At 59.7% G+C, this 17,390-nt stretch carries 19 protein-coding genes; 8 read left to right on the forward strand and 11 right to left on the reverse strand.

Features of this window, described 5'->3' with window-relative positions; all coding sequences use genetic code 11:
* The 3 genes from V7680_RS06980 to V7680_RS06990 form a co-directional block, all read right to left on the reverse strand.
* Positions 1-554, reverse strand: a 554-nt coding sequence (locus V7680_RS06980; protein ID WP_335652565.1) for a PHP domain-containing protein, incomplete at its 3' end; no start/stop codon positions are given.
* A 100-nt stretch (positions 555-654) separates the two neighbouring features.
* Positions 655-2,211 (reverse strand): Y-family DNA polymerase, encoded by a 1,557-nt coding sequence (locus V7680_RS06985; protein WP_335652566.1) that lies wholly within the window; start codon positions 2,209-2,211, stop codon positions 655-657.
* Entirely contained in the window at positions 2,099-3,016 is a 918-nt protein-coding gene (locus V7680_RS06990) for an ImuA family protein (RefSeq protein WP_335652567.1), read from the reverse strand. The genes V7680_RS06985 and V7680_RS06990 overlap by 113 nt, the downstream gene beginning before the upstream one ends.
* A 138-nt stretch (positions 3,017-3,154) precedes the next feature.
* Between V7680_RS06990 and V7680_RS06995 the strand changes: the two genes are divergently transcribed.
* Positions 3,155-3,955 carry a methyltransferase gene (locus V7680_RS06995; protein WP_335652568.1) on the forward strand — a complete coding sequence of 267 codons (801 nt, stop codon included), beginning with the start codon at positions 3,155-3,157 and terminating at the stop codon, positions 3,953-3,955.
* A 76-nt stretch (positions 3,956-4,031) separates the two neighbouring features.
* Here V7680_RS06995 and V7680_RS07000 read toward each other — a convergent pair whose 3' ends face one another.
* Together V7680_RS07000 and V7680_RS07005 are read right to left on the reverse strand one after the other, a co-directional pair.
* A complete protein-coding gene (locus tag V7680_RS07000; RefSeq protein ID WP_335652569.1) occupies positions 4,032-4,154 on the reverse strand; it encodes a hypothetical protein in 123 nt (40 codons plus the stop codon).
* Positions 4,155-4,189: 35 nt separating this feature from the next.
* Positions 4,190-4,678, reverse strand: coding sequence for a Dps family protein (locus V7680_RS07005; RefSeq protein WP_335652570.1), 489 nt, complete (start codon positions 4,676-4,678; stop codon positions 4,190-4,192).
* Positions 4,679-4,892: 214 nt separating this feature from the next.
* On the opposite strand from V7680_RS07005, the gene V7680_RS07010 reads away from it, so the two are divergent.
* Positions 4,893-5,459, forward strand: coding sequence for a type 1 glutamine amidotransferase domain-containing protein (locus tag V7680_RS07010; RefSeq protein ID WP_335652571.1), 567 nt, complete (start codon positions 4,893-4,895; stop codon positions 5,457-5,459).
* A gap of 226 nt (positions 5,460-5,685) precedes the next feature.
* Positions 5,686-6,204 (forward strand): hypothetical protein, encoded by a 519-nt coding sequence (locus tag V7680_RS07015; RefSeq protein WP_335652572.1) that lies wholly within the window; start codon positions 5,686-5,688, stop codon positions 6,202-6,204.
* Positions 6,205-6,259: 55 nt separating this feature from the next.
* Here the strand turns inward: V7680_RS07015 and ribH are convergent, their stop codons facing one another.
* Both ribH and ribB read right to left on the reverse strand, forming a co-directional pair.
* The gene (gene ribH / locus V7680_RS07020; protein ID WP_335652605.1) at positions 6,260-6,682 is read right to left on the reverse strand and encodes a 6,7-dimethyl-8-ribityllumazine synthase; all 423 of its coding nucleotides are present in this window, start codon (positions 6,680-6,682) and stop codon (positions 6,260-6,262) included.
* A 96-nt stretch (positions 6,683-6,778) separates the two neighbouring features.
* Positions 6,779-8,095, reverse strand: a complete 1,317-nt coding sequence (ribB, locus tag V7680_RS07025; RefSeq protein WP_335652573.1) for a 3,4-dihydroxy-2-butanone-4-phosphate synthase — start codon at positions 8,093-8,095, stop codon at positions 6,779-6,781.
* 162 nt (positions 8,096-8,257) lie between these two features.
* On the opposite strand from ribB, the gene V7680_RS07030 reads away from it, so the two are divergent.
* Together V7680_RS07030 and V7680_RS07035 are read left to right on the forward strand one after the other, a co-directional pair.
* The gene (locus V7680_RS07030; protein WP_335652574.1) at positions 8,258-9,259 is read left to right on the forward strand and encodes a ligase-associated DNA damage response exonuclease; all 1,002 of its coding nucleotides are present in this window, start codon (positions 8,258-8,260) and stop codon (positions 9,257-9,259) included.
* Entirely contained in the window at positions 9,259-10,830 is a 1,572-nt protein-coding gene (locus tag V7680_RS07035; RefSeq protein ID WP_335652575.1) for a cisplatin damage response ATP-dependent DNA ligase, read from the forward strand. The genes V7680_RS07030 and V7680_RS07035 overlap by 1 nt, the downstream gene beginning before the upstream one ends.
* A gap of 31 nt (positions 10,831-10,861) precedes the next feature.
* Here the strand turns inward: V7680_RS07035 and V7680_RS07040 are convergent, their stop codons facing one another.
* From V7680_RS07040 to V7680_RS07050, 3 genes are all read right to left on the reverse strand, one after another.
* The gene (locus V7680_RS07040) at positions 10,862-11,410 is read right to left on the reverse strand and encodes a cytochrome b (RefSeq protein ID WP_335652576.1); all 549 of its coding nucleotides are present in this window, start codon (positions 11,408-11,410) and stop codon (positions 10,862-10,864) included.
* Between the two features lie 270 nt (positions 11,411-11,680).
* Positions 11,681-12,553: an alpha/beta fold hydrolase gene (locus tag V7680_RS07045; protein WP_335652577.1), complete on the reverse strand. Its 873-nt coding sequence runs from the start codon at positions 12,551-12,553 to the stop codon at positions 11,681-11,683.
* Positions 12,554-12,592: 39 nt separating this feature from the next.
* Positions 12,593-13,513 (reverse strand): ATP-grasp fold amidoligase family protein, encoded by a 921-nt coding sequence (locus V7680_RS07050; RefSeq protein ID WP_335652578.1) that lies wholly within the window; start codon positions 13,511-13,513, stop codon positions 12,593-12,595.
* 218 nt (positions 13,514-13,731) lie between these two features.
* On the opposite strand from V7680_RS07050, the gene V7680_RS07055 reads away from it, so the two are divergent.
* The 3 genes from V7680_RS07055 (at position 13,732) to V7680_RS07065 (ending at position 15,884) form a co-directional block, all read left to right on the forward strand.
* Positions 13,732-14,514 (forward strand): hypothetical protein, encoded by a 783-nt coding sequence (locus V7680_RS07055; protein WP_335652579.1) that lies wholly within the window; start codon positions 13,732-13,734, stop codon positions 14,512-14,514.
* An 86-nt stretch (positions 14,515-14,600) separates the two neighbouring features.
* The gene (locus V7680_RS07060) at positions 14,601-15,011 is read left to right on the forward strand and encodes a hypothetical protein (RefSeq protein WP_335652580.1); all 411 of its coding nucleotides are present in this window, start codon (positions 14,601-14,603) and stop codon (positions 15,009-15,011) included.
* Between the two features lie 3 nt (positions 15,012-15,014).
* A complete protein-coding gene (locus V7680_RS07065; protein ID WP_335652581.1) occupies positions 15,015-15,884 on the forward strand; it encodes a FecR family protein in 870 nt (289 codons plus the stop codon).
* A 23-nt stretch (positions 15,885-15,907) separates the two neighbouring features.
* Here the strand turns inward: V7680_RS07065 and V7680_RS07070 are convergent.
* Positions 15,908-17,390, reverse strand: a 1,483-nt coding sequence (locus V7680_RS07070) for an adenylate/guanylate cyclase domain-containing protein (RefSeq protein ID WP_335652582.1), incomplete at its 5' end; no start/stop codon positions are given.

Here is a 17,390-nt window from a genome sequence, read left to right on the forward strand (position 1 = left end):
CGCGAAGCGGGGGGAGGGGAACCATCCGCAGGATGTTGGAGGGCTATCCCCGATCCAGCGCTCGCACCGCCGGCCCCTCCACCATCAGCCGCCGCTTCGCTCTGGCTGACGGTCCGCCTCCCCGAAGCTGACGCTTCAGGGAGGATGATCAGCGCCCAGTCCTCGCTGCACCATTCCAGCAAATCCGCCTCATATAAACAACATTCCCCCTTCTCCGCCCGCAAATTGCCGGTCGAGAGCAGCCGCGTCAGCCGCCCCCAGCCGCGCCGGCCCAGCGGATAGACAATCACCTCCGGCGTCTCGTCGGCAAAGACCAGCCGCGACCCGACGATCAGCTTGAAATCCGGCAGCACCAGCCCTTCTTCCGCAGCCTCCTCGTGCGCCCGGCGCAGAGTCGCATGCGCCCGGACGACGCCGGCAACATTGTTGCGGTCGGCTATCCCGATGCCGGTCATGCCGAGAGCCATCGCCTGCATCACCATATCGGCGGGGGAGGAGGCCCCGCGCAGGAAACTATAATGGGTGGAGGCCGCAAGTTCGGCGAAGGCCGTCATTGCGAGGGGCCATGTCCGTTCGCCTCGAGCGAAGTCGAGAGGTCGCCAATGTCCCGACTTCGCTCGACACGAACGGTTTCAGGAAGATAGATATTCTCCATCAAGCAAACAGCCCATGCACATACCAGTCCGGGTTCGCTTTCTCCTCGCCATAAAGCCCGTGACGGAACAGCCAGTAACGCCGGCCGCGGGCGTCCTCGACGCGATAATAATCGCGGGTCAGGCCCCCCTTGCCGGGCTGTTGCCCGTCCTTGCGCTGCCACCATTCCGAAGCGATGCGCTCGGGCCCTTCATAGCGCATCACCTGGTGAATCTTGCGCCGCCAGGTGAAGCGATAGGGCGGGCCGTCGGGGACCTCGGCGATCACCTGCACCCGCTGCGGCGGATCGAACATGTGCAAGGGGCGCATCGGCGGATTGTCGGGAGACTGCCGCTGCCAAGGCACCGGCGGCGGGGCGTTGAGCGCGGGCAGGGCGAGCAGACCCTGTTCGGGTATATGACTGTCGGCGGGCACAAATTTCTGCACCCGGTCGCGGCCCAGCCTTGTGCTCAGCTGGCTGACCAGAGCGATTTTATCGCCTTGCCTGTCTTCGCCGCCCTCCAGCCTCAATTGTTGCGGTGCCAGCACCTCCGAAGCGACAATGCTCAGCCGGATCAGATCATAGCCGAAGCCGGGGTTGAGCGGGTCATTGAGCGCCTCGATCCGTTCGCGCAGCAGGCGTTTGAAAAGGACTGCATCGCGGGTCGGCGCGCCGGTTTCCAGACCGAGCCGAGCGACATCGCCATCACAGCGGAACAGCATCATCCGGATCATCCGCGCGCCGAGGCCGCGCTCGTTGAGCCGTTCGGAGGCTTCCGCGAACAGCTCCGACAGGCAAGTGAGCGCGCCGTCGATATGGGTCAGCGGCTCGGCAAAACGGCGCTCGGTGACGACATTGCCCATCCGGCGCAGCGGGTCGATCGGGCGGTCTTCGAGCCCAAGAATCCGGTCGAGCCGCACCGTCAGGTCCATCCCGAAACGCGCTGCCAGATTGGCGCGGGGCCGTTCGGCAATATCGCCGATCTTGTACAGCCCGGCCCGTTCGAGCGACTGGTGGGTTTTCTCGTCCATGGCCAGCGCCGCCACTGGCAGCTGTGCCTCTGCGCCTGCCTTCAGGCCATGTCGTGCCAGTGCCAACGCGGCATCGGCGGTTCCGGCCAAGGCCCATTGGCTGCTGTAACCCGCTTCATCGAGCCGGTCCTCGGCATCCTGCGCCAGTCGTTCCTCATCGCCGTGGAGATGCGCCGCACCGGTGATATCGAGGATCAGAGCATAAGGCGGCTCGACCGCCACCATCGGCGTGTAACGTTCGCAGGCTTCGGACAGCCTGGACAGCAGGTCGGCGTCGGCCAGCGGCTCATGGTCAAAGGCGAGCAGATCCGGTACCCGCGCCCGCGCGTCGGCAAGCTTCATGCCCGGGCCGAGACCCAGAGACGCGGCCTGCCGATCCGCCGCCATGATCACCATCGCGCCGCGTATCTTTTCGGTCAGCGCAAAGGGATGGTCAGGCGGCCCGTGCGCCCTGATGATCCGCTCTGACGGCAGCCAGGGCAGGAACAGCGCCAGTGTCCGGCGCTCTCTGCTCGCTGTGCTGCTCGCGGAAGATTTGATCGTCACGGTTCCACTCCAGTCGGGCGCTGAGCCCGTAAAGACCGCTGCGATGACGCAGCAGATTGATATCGAAAGCAGGATGGCCCGGAGCGTTGGCCTCCAGCGCGAGCGAAGGCGCGGTAGCGATCTGCCAGCGACTGAAGGCAGCGGTCGGCAAGGGATTGTCCGGATCGCTGCCGGAGCGCAGGCACAGGCCGAGCACGCCCGACTTTTGCGCCGACAGGGACAGGCGGCGGGTAGCGGTCATGTCGAGGCCCTTGGGCTTCTTGCCCGACAGTTCGACAATCACCGCTGCCATCGCCGGGGACCGCACGCCGTCGGCGGCTGCGCGCAGCGCCGCGATACTGTCCGGCGCATCGACATGGATGATGCTGTCCGGATCAATGCCCAGTTCCGCGAGCCCCGGCGGATAGAGCCGACCCTGCCGCCTGGCTTCCCCGCTTTCGCTGATCCATAAGATGGGCCGTTCTTCCTGATCCAGATTCCGGCAACGCTGAGCCAGCAATAGCGCCATCGCCGCTGTGCTGGTCCGGTCATCCTTGCTCGCCGCGTGCAGTTCATGCAGCGCCGCGCGCGGCAGACCGTCGACTCCCGCATTGCCGCGCAAGGCCGCATCAATCCTGTCGACACCAAAGCCAAAATGCGATGGCGCGCCATCATCCTCCGCTGTCCTGACGCCGGACGTCGCCAATATCTTGGCAAGCCGCGCCCGCAAGACAGAGGGTTTTGCTGGTGTCGCCGGAGGCACAGCAGAAGGGTTGTCCGGTGAAGGCCCGAAAGCCTGACCCGAATCCGAATCGATATTGTTCATGATATGTTCTAATTTATAGAACAAGCGGATTTGGTCAAGCCCATTCACGATTTGCGGGGTCATGTAAAACCGGCTTCACCGCATAATGCTTGACCAGAGAGCCGATGGAGATGAACATGGCTCAACAGGAGATTTGCTATGAAAACCACTTTGCTGAAACTATCTGCGCTTTGTCTGGCGACCACAGCCCTTGCCCCCGTGCCGTTATTGGCCAAGCACCATGAAGCTGGAGCAATGCATGCAATGGAAACCATCGATATCGCCGCGACCAATGCAGCGCTGGCCGCTGCACAAGGCCGGTCGGACGAAGACAAGGCCCGCGATGCCGAGCGCAAGCCGGCAGAAGTATTGGCGTTTCTCGGCTTGAAACCAGGCGACAATGTGCTCGATCTGATCGCATCCGGAGGCTGGTATAGCGTAGCGGCTGCCATCGCTACGGGGCCGGAGGGCAAGGTCTATGCGCATAATCCGGCAGCGGCACTGCAATTGCGCGATGGCGCTTATGAAAAGGAAATCAATGCCAGGCTGGCGGCCAATGACTTGCCGCAGATCGAACGGCTGAACCGCGAAATCACCGATCTCGGCGTCGCCAATGACAGTATCGACGTGGCGATCACCGCGCTCAACTTTCACGACGTCTACAATAGCTACGGAGCCGTGGCGGCGACCGGCATGTTGCTGGCGATCAAGGCCAAGCTGAAACCGGGAGGGACCTTCGGCGTGATCGATCATGTCGGTGATCCCGATGGCGATAATGAAGCCAATCACCGGATGGATCCGGCGCTAGCGGTGGCGGTCGCAGAGGCCGCGGGCTTCATCGTCGAACGCGATGATGATCTGCTCGCGGGCGAGGGTGACGATCATGGCAAGACGGTCTTTGATCCCGCAGTGCGCGGCAAGACCGACCGCTTTGTTCTGAAGCTGACCAAGCCTGAATAGAGGTCAGCCCCAATAAAAAACCGCTCCTGCACGAGGCAGGAGCGGCAAGAGGCGCCTGGGAATTCTGGAAAACGGTTCAGACAAATCCCGTCACAACCGCTAGCGCTACGATCGCAAGTACGGTCGATACGCCGAGTACAATCGTCATATGGCGTGTGGTAAAGCCCTGTCGGGCGCTAGTTTTATCCAATTTTTTCATCTGATATTCCTATCGTTTCTTGTGCGGGGGATCGATTAAAGGCTGGCGGTGAGCATCCATGATGCTTCTTCCAGCGCACCTATCCGGGCGGTCAGCAGATCCGCGGTGAAAACATCATCAGCCTCATCGGCAATTTTCACAAATTCGCGCATCTGGTCTGCCACGGCGAGATTGTCGCCCGACAGTTGCTTGAGCATGGCTTCGACATTGCCCCATTCCACCTGATCGTCGATCACGCTGTTGTTGATATAGGTCGAAAGGCCGACCGGTGACTTTGCGCCCAGCGCCCTTATCCTTTCGGCGATCGCATCGATCGAGGCGGCAAGGTCTTCATATTGGGCTTCGGTCAGCTTGTGGACGCTGACGAACAAAGGTCCGGTCACATTCCAGTGCACCGATTGGGTCTTGTGATAGAGGATATAGGTCGAGGCCAGTGTTGCGCCGAGCTTTTCGGCCATGGTGGCACGGTCGGTTTTGTTGATATCGCTCTTCATTTCGCGGAGATCTTTGGTTTTGACAGACATATAATTGCTTTCTTTTTGTTGCGCTCGACGGGGTGGCGGAGCGCGGTGCCTGTCAAACTTACGCATCGACCATCATCTGGTTCCTTCTACCTTTCGGGAAATCGCAATCACCGGTCACCACAACGGCGGCTTCGTTAAAAGTCCTCGATTTCTGGAACCAATTGGCTTCTCGCCGCGTAGACACCTTGCAACCTCTAACGAAAGGACGACAGAAATGACGAACATTTCAAACGCAAGAATAGCAATCCTGGCGACGGACGGTTTTGAAAAATCAGAGCTTTTTGAACCACGGAAACAACTCGTCGACGCGGGTGCGGACATCACAATCGTCTCGCTGGAATCCGGCTCGATCAAGAGCTGGGACGAGACGGACTGGGGAGAGAGCATCGATGTCGACATCACGTTGGACGATGCCAGCGAAGATGATTTCGACGCGCTCGTTCTACCCGGCGGACAGATAAACCCAGACCTGTTGCGGGTAGAAAAAAACGCGGTCGATTTTATGAAAGCCTTTTTCGACGCCGGCAAACCGATCGCGGCCATCTGTCACGCGCCTTGGCTGCTAATCGAGGCGGATCTGGTGCAGGGTCACAAGGTCACCGGTTACAAGTCGATCAAGACCGATCTGATCAACGCCGGCGGACTATATGAAGACAGCGAAGTGGTGGTCGATAACGGTCTAATCACGTCACGCAATCCTGATGATCTGGACGCGTTCAGCGCCAAGATTATCGAGGAGGTCAAAGAAGGCATTCACGATAGAATGCAGGAAGCGGCATAGTCCGAACCTGTCACGCGAACCAAGGCCGTCTCTCAAAGGGCGGCCTTGCAGTAGCGTTATTTTACAGGATGATTGCAGAATATCAGAACAATCGCGCCACACTCACCTTTCATCCTACTCAAGGCTCGACTTGCCTCAATAGCCTTAACAAGTCCGGCCATCGCTTTTTAGCGCGGAATCCTGTGGCGGGTTACCGCCATTTTTTTATAATATTAAGGAATGATGTATGAAGAACTTTCTGACCCTCTTGACCGGTGCTACGTTGCTAGCTGCAACCCCAGCCCTGGCACAAGATGCCGCTCCGACAGTCGAAGCTCAGGTGGGTATGAAAGTCGTCGGCCCCAATGGCGCTGATGTCGGAACCGTCGATTTCGTAGACGCTGGAGTCGTCGTTGTGGATACCGGCAAGAACAAGGCTGCGCTCGCGCCCGACGCTTTTGCCAAGCAGGAAAATGGCCTGTCGATCATGATGACCAAGGTTGATCTTGATGCTGCGGTAGAAAAAGCCGCTGCCGACGCCAAAGCCCAATTGCTCGCCAGCCTGACCCCCGGTACCGAAGTCAAATCGGTCACCGGCGCTGCGGTCATCGGCACGATCAAGGAAAGCGATGCCGAATATGTCACTGTCGAACATAATGGCCAGCCGGTCAAATTGCCGGTCGCTGCTTTCATGTCACAGGCTGATGGTGTTGCGATCACGATGACCGAAGAGCAGTTCGAAGCCGCGCTCGCCGGAACCCGATAAGACCAAGTCTTGGCGGCGGTGGGCATATTGGCCCGCCGCCGCTAATCTGTTTTCGTCAAACGGTGAACTTCATCGCCAGCTCGTGCATCGCAATCGCTGCCTGAGCCGCTTCGCCGCCCTTGTTCTTGCGGGTTTTGTCCGCGCGGGCCAGCGCCTGATCTTCATTCTCTACCGTCAATATGCCATTGCCGATCGCCGCGCCGTCCATGGTCAATGCCATGATCCCGCGCGCGCTTTCGCCAGCGACGATTTCGAAATGATAGGTCTCGCCACGGATCACCACGCCGATCGCGACAAAGCCGTCATAGAGATCGCTGTCGATCGCCATCGAGATGGCGCTGGGAATTTCCAGCGCGCCGGGCACGGTGATGACCTCATGTTCGTGCCCCGCCGCTTTCAAAGCATCGACCGCGCCTTCGATCAGCATGTCGTTGAGCTTGTCATAGAATCGCGCTTCGACGATCAGGAATTTTGCCATTTTATCTTCTTTCAAATTCGTCGTCCTGAACTTGTTTCAGGATCCGGTGGATATAGTCGATGGAGGTCCTGAAACAAGTTCAGGACCACGTGGTGGTCAAGCCGTTTCCAGTTCCTTGCTGTTCTCGCCGACATTGCCGGTTGGCACCGACCGCTGCCCGACAATCCGCAGGCCATAAGCGTCCAGTCCGACCAGTTCATGGCTGGAGTTGGACAGCAATTCCATATCATGAACACCCATTTCGGTGAGGATCTGCGCGCCGACGCCATAGTCGCGCTGCTGGTCCATTTCGTGTGGCTTCTTGCCGGTCAGGCGGGCCATCTGGCTCGAGAAGAAATTGTCGACCCGCGGACTGATGAAGACGATGATCCCTGCGCCCGCTTCCCCGATCAGCTTCATCGATTCCGCCAGCATGCCCGATTGCGGACCGGTCTGGCCGAAAATATCTCCGAAAATCGCGGTCGCGTGCATTCTTACCAAGGTCGGAGTTTCGGGATCGACATGACCCTTCTGGAGGACCAGCTGCTCGCTCTTGGTCGCGGTGTTGAAGAAGGTAATCGCCTTCCACTCTCCGCCCCACTGGCTGTTGAAGGTCGCTTCGGTGCCGCGCTCGGCCAAATGGTCATAGCGCAGACGATAGGCGATGAGATCGCGGATCGTGCCGATTTTCATCCCGTGATGCTGGGCAAATTCGATCAGATCGTCAAGCCGCGCCATTTCGCCGTCATCCTTCATGATCTCGCAGATCACGCCGGACGGGTTGAGCCCGGCGAGCCGCGAAACATCGACAGCCGCTTCGGTATGGCCGGCGCGGACAAGCACGCCGCCGTTGCGCGCCTGCAGCGGGAAGACATGGCCGGGGGTGACAATCTCTTCCTTGCCCTTGGTCCGGTCGATCGCCACCGCTACGGTGCGCGCGCGGTCGGCAGCGCTGATCCCGGTGGTGACGCCGTCGCGTGCCTCGATCGAAATGGTGAAGGCGGTTTCATAAGCGCCGCGATTATTCTGGCTCATCATGTCGAGGCCAAGCTCTTCGACCCGGTCCCGCGACATCGCCAGACAAACCAGCCCACGACCATATTTGGCCATGAAGTTGATCGCATCGGGCGTCGCCATTTGCGCCGGGATGATCAGATCGCCTTCATTCTCGCGGTCCTCGTCATCGACCAGGATATACATCCGTCCGTTGCGCGCCTCGTTGATGATTTCCTCCGCCGTCGCCATAACCCCGCTGCCGCCGCGCGCCAGATAAGTCTCCAGCTTGCCGAGCGTTTCCGCTGTCGGGTTCCAGTCATCCTGCCCCAGGCTGCGCAAGCTGTTGGCGTGCAGGCCAGCGGCCCGAGCCAGTCCGGCGCGGGTTTCCTCGCCGGATTCGATCAATGCGACCAGTTTTTCGATCAGGATCTTGCTCATGGTTCAGCCTTTCAATGTGATATCGCGAATCGATTATCACATTGCAATGTGATCGGTCTAGAAAAAATATCACATTACCTTCACATCGTGCGCGTGGCTTCCGCCGCACCCATCCCCTTTTCCCTTGGCGGAACCTTTCCCCGTCCGATACGCTATTAGGCAATGGCAAAAGCGAAACACTGGATCGAACCGCATCCGCAGGGCATTTATGTGCGGCCTGCCGACGTCTGGATCGATCCGTCAGTACCCAAGGAAAACGCAGTGGTAACCCACGGCCATGCCGACCATGCGCGCGGCGGGCATGGGGATGTCTGGGCGACGCCGGAGACGTTGGCTATCATGGGACTGCGCTATGGTACCGAGGCGGGAACGGCCATCGGCTACGGCGAGGGGTTCGAGCGCGGCGGTGTGCGGTTCAGCTTGCATTCGGCAGGCCATGTGCTGGGCTCGGCGCAGGTTTTGATGGAATATCAGGGCGAGCGGGTGGTCGTCACCGGCGATTATAAACGCCGCCCCGATCCGACCTGCGCGCCGTTCGAGCTGGTGCCTTGCGATATATTCATCACCGAGGCGACCTTTGGTTTGCCGGTGTTCCAGCATCCGTCGATCGAAGGCGAAATCGCCAAGATTTTCGCGCGGCTGGAAGCCGAACCGGACAGCAGCATATTGGTCGGCGCTTATGCGCTGGGCAAGGCGCAGCGGGTGATTGCCGAATTGCGCCGGGCGGGCTGGGACAAGCCGATCTATCTGCACGGGGCGCAGGTCCGGATGTGCGAACTTTATGAGGAACTCGGTGTGTCGCTGGGTGATCTGCGGCTGGTGATGGACACGCCGAAAGAGGAGATGCGCGGCCAGATCATCATCGCGCCGCCCTCGGCGCTGACCGACAAATGGAGCCGGCGGCTGCCCAATCCGGTGACCGCCATGGCGTCGGGATGGATGCGGGTGCGCGGGCGGGCGCGGCAGCGCGGGGTCGAGATACCACTGGTCATCTCCGACCATGCCGACTGGGACGAACTGACCGAAACCATCCGCGAACTGGCGCCGAAGGAAACCTGGATCACCCATGGCAGCGAAGACGGCCTGCTGCGCTGGTGCGAGCTGCACCAGATCAGGGCGCGGGCGCTGGCGATGGTCGGGCGCGAAGAAGGGGATGACGGCTGATGCGCCGCTTTGCCGCCCTGATCGACAGTCTGATCTACACCAGATCGCGCAACGCCAAGCTGGCGGCGATTTCCACCTATTTGCGCGAAACGCCCGACCCGGATCGCGGCTGGGCGCTGGCGGCATTGACCGACAGTCTCGACTTTCCGGCGGTGAAATCCGCTACCATCCGCAATCTTGCCGGCACGCGGATTGATCCGGAACTGTTCCGCCTGTCGCGCCATCATGTCGGTGATACTGCCGAGACTGTGGCTCTGGTCTGGCCGGAAGCGGACGGGCGGGAGCAGAGCGACCCGAGCATCGACGAAGTGGTGCAGGCGCTCTCAGCCGCCAATCGTGCGACGGCTCCCGACATTGTTGCATCCCTGCTCGACAGCATGGATTCGAACAGCCGCTATGCGCTGCTCAAGCTGGCGGTCGGCGGGATGCGGGTCGGGGTGTCGGCGCGGCTGGCGAAAACCGCTTTCGCGCAGGCCTTTGATGTGGCGCTTGATGATGTCGAGGAGCTCTGGCACGCGCTCGACCCGCCTTATGACAAATTGTTCGCATGGGCGGAGCAGGGCGGTGACCGTCCGGATCTTTCGGCGACGCCTTTCTTCCGTCCGTTCATGCTGTCGCATCCGTTCGAGGGCGATAGCCTCGATCTCGGCCAATATGCGGTCGAGTGGAAATGGGACGGCATCCGCGTACAGGCGGTGCATCTCGGCGGCGAGACCCGGCTCTACAGCCGCGGCGGCGATGACATCAGCGCCTCCTTCCCCGATATTGTCGAGGCGTTCGACCGTGACGGGGTGATCGACGGTGAATTGCTGGTGCGCGGCACCGAACAGGGCGGCGAGGCGGCCAGTTTCAACGCGCTGCAGAAGCGCCTCGGTCGCAAGACCGTCTCCAAGAAGATGCGGCAGGAATTTCCCGCCTTCGTCCGCGTCTATGATCTGCTGATGGACGGGGATGACGATCTGCGCCTGTCGCCCTGGCATGAACGGCGGCAACGGCTCGAGAGCTTTGTGCCGAAACTCCATCCCGACCATTTTGACCTGTCCGCCGTGGTCGACGTCGATGATTTCGCCGCGCTGGAAGTCATGCGTGCCGGGGCTCGCGACGCGGCGATCGAGGGCGTTATGCTGAAACGGTGGGAAAGCCCCTATCTGGCGGGCCGGGTCACCGGTCACTGGTATAAATGGAAGCGCGACCCGCTGAACGCCGACTGCGTGATGATGTACGCGCAGCGCGGCAACGGACGGCGGGCGTCCTTCTATTCAGATTATACATTCGGCTGCTGGACAGAAGACGGCGAATTGCTGCCGGTCGGCAAGGCTTATTCCGGTTTCACCGATGAAGAGCTGAAATGGCTCGACCGTTTCGTCCGGCAGAATACGCTCAATCGCTTCGGGCCGGTCCGCGAGGTGAAGAAATCACTGGTGCTGGAAGTCGCATTTGACTCGATCCACGAAAGCGGCCGCCACAAATCGGGTCTTGCGATGCGCTTCCCGCGCATCCACCGCATCCGCAAGGACAAGCCGGCAGAGGAAGCCGACCGGATCGCGACTTTGCAGTCGATGATTTCCTGAGCGTTGGCCGTTCAGCGAGTAGCTGCGACCCCTAGCGCTTTCCGGGCAGCATCCGCAGGAGCGTATTGTCCCTGACGGCATAGTGATGGAACAGCGCAGCGAGGGCATGCAGGCCGATCAGAAAATATGCGACCGTACCGATCGTCTCGTGGATTTCCTTGACTTGCCCCGCCAGAGCCTTGTCCGGCGCAACCAGTGCGGGGAGCTCCAGCCCGAAGAACGGAATGCTCTTGTCAGCGGCGCTGAGGATCAGCCAGCCCGCAATCGGCATTACCAGCATGAACGTATAAAGCGCCAGATGCGTGCCCTTGGCGACAAGCATCTGCCACGCCGGCGGTTCCGGTTTAATCGGTGGCTTGGTGGTTAGCAGCCGCACGACGATACGAACAATCACCAATAACAGCACCGACAGGCCGAGCATGAAATGCCAGTGCTTCAAACCCTCGCGCAGATCACTGCCCTTGGGAAAAGATTCGTGCAACAGGATGCAGCTATAGACAGCCGTAATCAGCAGCAGCATCGCCCAATGAAGGAAAATCGAAAGGCGGGCATAGCGCGAGTGGGCTTGAGTGGCTGTCATATCTGTCCTTTTTGTTCGCGGGATTAAATAGGATGCGGTCTTTCGCATATTGTCAGGGCCAGCCGCTCGATTATTGTCATTCTCTTTCCATACAATATCCGGACAGACAGATACAAGCTAAGAGGATGGACCGATCTGTTTCACAGCTGTGTTATTGCACAAGGCGTCCCAAGCTCCAATGAAAACGCAGATATTATCATTCTGCAACGAACAACAGTCCAGAAATTTATCCAACTGGGCCGGCGGAAATAAAGCCCGGAGCCGTTTCTGTTAGAGAAATTCCTGCAGCGTCTCGACAAACAGTTTGAACTGGTCGTGATGCAGCCAGTGGCCGGCTTGCTGGAATTCCTTCACCGACACATTGTCGCCGAAATATTGCATGCGGCCGTCTTTCTCCGGATTGCTTGCCCAGCTGTCGGCGCCATAATGGAGCTGGGTCGGGCAGCTAATGTCGCCCCATAGTTCATGAATCGCGTCCTGTGACAGATCGATACTATCCCAATGCTGGACATAGGGATCGAATTTCCAGCTGTAGCTGCCGTCCTCGTTGCGGATCACCGCGTGGGTGGTCAGGTGGCGGGCCTGTTCGTCGGAGAGATGGCGGTTCGCGTCCTGCATCCGGTGGAGCGCGTCTTCGAACGACGGATAGCGTTTCGTCTGGCGTCCGGCGGCCTTGCGTTTCTCCTCGATGCTGTTGCGGACCCGCTGCAGCGGTCCGACTTTCTCGCGCTCGGCGAGCATTTCGGGACCGGGGCCAAGCCCTTCGATCGCCACCAGTTTGCGCACCGTATCAGGGTAAAGCCCGGTGTAGCGCAGCGCGATATTGCCGCCCATGCTGTGCGCGACGATTGTCACCGGGGAGAGGTCGAGCTGGTGAATCAGCTGCGCCAGATCGGTTACCATCGCCATCGTCGAATAATGACCATCGGTGCTCCACTGGCTGTCGCCATGGCCGCGGACATCGGGGCAGATGATATGCCAGTCGTCGCGCAGCGCCTGTGCCGTCCAGTCCCAATTGCGGCAATGGTCCTTGCCGCCGTGGAGCAGGATCAGCGGCGGCTTGTCCTCATTGCCCCAGTCGGCATAATGGAGCTTGAGCCGTTGGGAGAAATAGCTGTGCGAAGCGGGGCCGTTAAGGGTCATCGGTGGTTCCATCGGGAAAGGGAGATTTAAATCCTACCTCTAATGGGAGCGGAGGGGTTCGACAAGCGTCTGGATCGAGGGGAATGGAGACGATGGCGGCTTCGCTTCGTTGCCAGTCCCGGCCAGCCAAAGCGCACCGATAGCTTGATCGAGCTCCGGCGGATCGAACGGATCGAGTCCGGACCCGGGATAGAAGGTGACTTCACCAAATTTCGGTTCTCCGGCGATCTCGTAAAAATCAATCCGTGCGAAGTCGAAATGCGGTGCAATTTTCTCGGCGCTGTCGAGCATTTTCGTCAGGCTTTCCGGGGCGGACGGACAATCGTGATCGCCGGGCCTGGAAAGCTGGTTCCATTGTCGATCGAATAATATCCATCGGTGGTCGGACTGGCGATCCAGGTGGACCTGAATGAGGGTTGCCTTGCCGGCGAACAGGTAAATTTTATAGTCGACGGGCAGCGCGGAACCGGTGCCGAGATAGGGCTCGACAATATAGCCGCGCGGGATGTCGCGATAGGCCCACTCGTCGAGCCAGAGGCCGTAAGGAGCATCGATCCATTTGACCGCCTGCCGCCGCGCATTCTCCCAATCGGCCGGATCGCGGCAGATGATATTCTGGTTGCAGCCATGGCTCGCCTTGAGAATGAATGGATAGGGCCAAGACGGCTGTGCGGGCAAGGTCGGGCCGCTCCAGTAGGTCGGGATTGTCCAGTCGCTGCCCAATATTCCGCCGACATGTGCTTTCGCGGCAATCTTGTCGGCGAGAACCGGCATCATCGGGTCGTGATCGTGGAGCTTGCGCCACTGGACAAGCTCGGAAAACCGGCGCGGGTTACCCAAGTCCGGCCATCGACGATGCCGCCACAAATAGATGATATATATCCTCAAGATCGCCGAGGGGATCAGCCAGTGCGGCAGGGAAGGCAGGCGCCGCAGGTTCATGGTCATCTTACGCATCATGAGCCGACTGGTTCCCTCCGCTCGATTTTTCCGGTTCAACAGACCCGTTGGAAAGGGAGGCGGGGCCCTCTCTCTAAGTTCTCTATCAGCTCGGGCACCCTATCGGAACAGCCGATCCACTAGATTCCGCGCCACGCATGGCGATGTGACTGCGATCATAGTCCGGAGCTCCGGAAATGCTATGGTATGTCCAGATGAAACAGATCGGGGATGGAACAATGATCGGATGCAAATTGAAAATCGCTATCGTTTTCGCAATGGCAGCTGTCGCGGGGATGCCGGCCGTGGCTTCTGCTTGCGACGTTTCTCACGGGGTGCGGGCCAAGATTGAATCGGGCAGCTATCGCGCCACCCTGAACGGGGTCTTGCTCAAGGACAGAGGCGTCAAGCTGTCTTCCGGCAACGAGGCGGCGAGCCAGGCTTCCACCGAACATATACTTTCCGAATGGCTGGTTACCGGCAAGAATATACTGAAAATCGATTATGACGGCAGCGCGGCGGAGTTCCAGATATTTGCGCGGTGCAAGGGCGAATATGATGATCACGATATCGTCGACACGGTGAACTTTACGTCATCATCTTCCAAGCAACTGAGCTTTGAACATGAGGGGCCGCTCGATTATAACTATCTCAAGGCCGATATCGCGGGTGACGAAGGTCTGCTGGATGCGGTGAAGAAGCTGCAGGACGCAGCGCGCACGGGCGATGTTGACACCGTCCTGCACATGCACGCTCCATTGATCGAAGAATTCGGGCGGCAGATAGGCAGCGCTGACGGGTTCACATCTTATTTGCGGACGATATTGTCCGGCTATCCCGTCGAAATAGCCAAAACGCTCACGGTCACGCCGATCATGGGCGGGCGTGTCTATCAAATAGTCGGGCCCGACGGTCAGCCTCCCATTTCCGTGTCGGGAAAAATGGATAAATCAAGCTTCTCCTGGCCGGGCGGTGCTTATTGGGCCAAGTTCGGTGATGAATGGGCGGTTGTTACCAACTAGGTTGGAGCAGGAATTTTCGGAGGTCTACCGCAATTCATGATCCGCTGGGTGGCGACGCGGGTGACGATAGGAAACCATTGGCGTCTATGCTATCATTTGGACTGAAAGAGGAGGCACTGGCTTTGCAACACGAATATATCAAAGGCTTGGCGGCTGCGCTCTTCATCGTCGCACAGCCAGTCACCGCGGTTTATGCCGAAACCCTCCCCGAACTGGATGCGATGGCCGAAGTCGCAGTCGATGAGGAGCAGGGCATTGCTTATGCCCAACAACAATCAGAACGCGGGGAATATCTCGAAGCCATTGCCACGCTCGAACGGGTGCTGGCGCTCCACCCCAAATCCGACAGCGCACGGCTGCTGCACGCGGTAAACCTGTGCAAGATCGATGATCAACTGGGCGGTGCCGTCGAACTCGGCAAATTGAAGCAAAAGAATTTTGCCTCTGAGCTTTGGGCCAGTGTTATGAAATTATGCCCGTTGGCGGACAAGGAATAGACCATGATATCATTCCAGTCCCTGCCGTTGAAAGCGGCCCTGATGGCACCGGCCCTGCTGTTCCTCGCTCTGACCCCCGCTGCCTCCGCGCCGGTGCAGGTCGGGATCGCCGCGACCGTTGTCGGTGATGTCCGGATGAGCAATGCGACCAATAAAAAGGCGGTCAAGATACCGCGCCGTCAACGGCTGGCCTGGGGCGATGTGCTGAGCACCAAGAAAAAGAGCAAGTTGCAGATTTTGCTGCTCGACCGCTCGAGCCTGACCATCGGCTCCAACGCCCGGTTGACGATCAACCGCTTTGTCTATGATCCGGGCAAGGAGCGCTCGCTCTCCGCGACGGTCAGCAAGGGTGCCTTTCGCTTCATGTCGGGGCGCAAGTCCAAGAAATCCTCCGCTTCGATCAACAGTTCGGTCGGTACCATCGGCATCCGCGGAACCGCTCTCGATGGCGTGATTGGCAAAGAGGCGGTAGAAATCGCCAAGAAAGAACCGTTTCTGGATGGCGTGAAGGGCGACAAGGACAGCGCGATGCTGGTCGTCCTGCGCGGACCGGGTGCCAATCGCAGCGGCGATCTGGACATCGGCCTGGCCGAAGTCAGCGCGGCGGGCAAAACCGTGACGCTGGATCAGCCGATCCTCGCGGCCTATATTCCCCGGCCAGGCGCGCAGCCGATCGGTCCGTTCAAGCTCTCGGCTAGCGGCCTGTCGAAATTGCAGGATGAGCTCGCACCGAAAGTCGCCGGAGCCGGTAAAAGCGGTTTCTTGAAAGCGCTGATACCGGCTGCAATCATCGGTGTCGGCGTAGGACTGTTGCTGCCCGGCGGCGGCGATGAACCCTGCACAAATTCAAATGCGGGTGGGCCCAACTGCTAGGGCCACGGGCCTGAAAGAACGCGCTATTTGCGGGTTGCCTCGAAGACGCCATCCCAGTCGTCCGTGACAGGACCCTTTGACAGTTGTTCAATCCGCTGGCGGTAAACCCCGACCAGCACCGAGAGACCGGCGTCGTTATATGTCGCTTCATGCTCGTCCAGCATCTGGCTGGCTGCGGTCCAGTTCTGCGCCCTATAAAACGTCAGAAATTCGTCATGCCAGCTTTGCATTATTCCATAGGCCGGATCTCGGTTGAGCGTTTCGTCGCCGAGCAATGCGTAGATCGTGTCCGACGCATCGCGGCCCACGACTTTGACCCGGTCCAGTTCGAGCAGGGCAAAGCCGTCCAGTTGTCCGGCGAGCGCGCTTCCGATCAGGATTTGCACACCATATTGCTTGGTCAGCCCTTCGAAGCGGGAGGCGATATTCACCGTGTCGCCGATCAACGTATATGACAATCGCTGCTCTGATCCCATATTGCCAACGCAGCACAGGCCCGCGTTCATCCCGATCCCGATTTTCACATCCGGCGGCCAGACCTGTCCCGGCTTTTGCGGCAGCTCGCGGTTGAGCCGCTCGAGACTGTCGACCATTTGCAGCGCCGCCCGCGCGCCGTTGCGGAACTGGTCCGGATCATCGAGCGGCGCGTTCCAGAAGGCGAGAATGGCGTCGCCGATAAATTTGTCGACCGTGGCCTTTTTCTCCAGCAATATATTGCACATCGGAGTCAGGAAGCCGGTCAGGAAGTTGATCACTTCTTTCGGGTCATATTGTTCGGAAATTCTTGAAAAGCCGCGGATATCGCAGAACAGCACCGTCATTTCGCGCTCTTCCCCGCCGAGCTGCAGGCGTTCGGGATTGGCGGCAATCTGCCGGACCATCTCGGGTGACAGATAACGGTCAAAGGCGGTGTGGATATAGGCCCGTTGCTGTTCCTCCTGGCGGAAACTCAGCAGGGTCTGGACCGCGTAAACCAGGATTAGCGCGATGATCGGCCATGTCGGATCGAGCAGATAGTGCAACTGGTCAAAGGCCAGCCAGCTGCCGGCCGCAACCGTCAGCGTCGCGACCAGCCCGATCGCCGCGCCGATCGTCGCACCCGCGCCGGGGAGCAAAAGAGCCAGCCCGCCGCCGAGCAGCAGGATCAGGAAAAACTCCATCCCCGGCGCCCAGTCAGGGCGGATCAGAAACTCGCCGAGGATCATCTGCTCTGCCGCTTGTGCGTGGACGGTGACCCCCGGTTCGTTCTCGGCCAAAGGCGTCGAGATCAGGTCACGGAGCCCGGTGGCGCTGGCCCCGACAAAGACGATCTGCCCCTCGACCGCCGCGCGTATTTCTTCTTCCGATATATCGTCGGAGAGCAGCTTCCACGCTGGGATCGTCCGTTCGGGTGCCGGTTCGCTAAAATGCATCCACAATTCGCCAGCGGCGGTGGTCGGCACTTCAAAATCCCCGACCCTGACGTTCACGATTGCCCCGGGCGCACCCGCCGTCTCGCCGCTGCCG

This window comes from Parasphingorhabdus sp. (assembly GCF_036963705.1).
Lineage (GTDB): Bacteria > Pseudomonadota > Alphaproteobacteria > Sphingomonadales > Sphingomonadaceae > Parasphingorhabdus.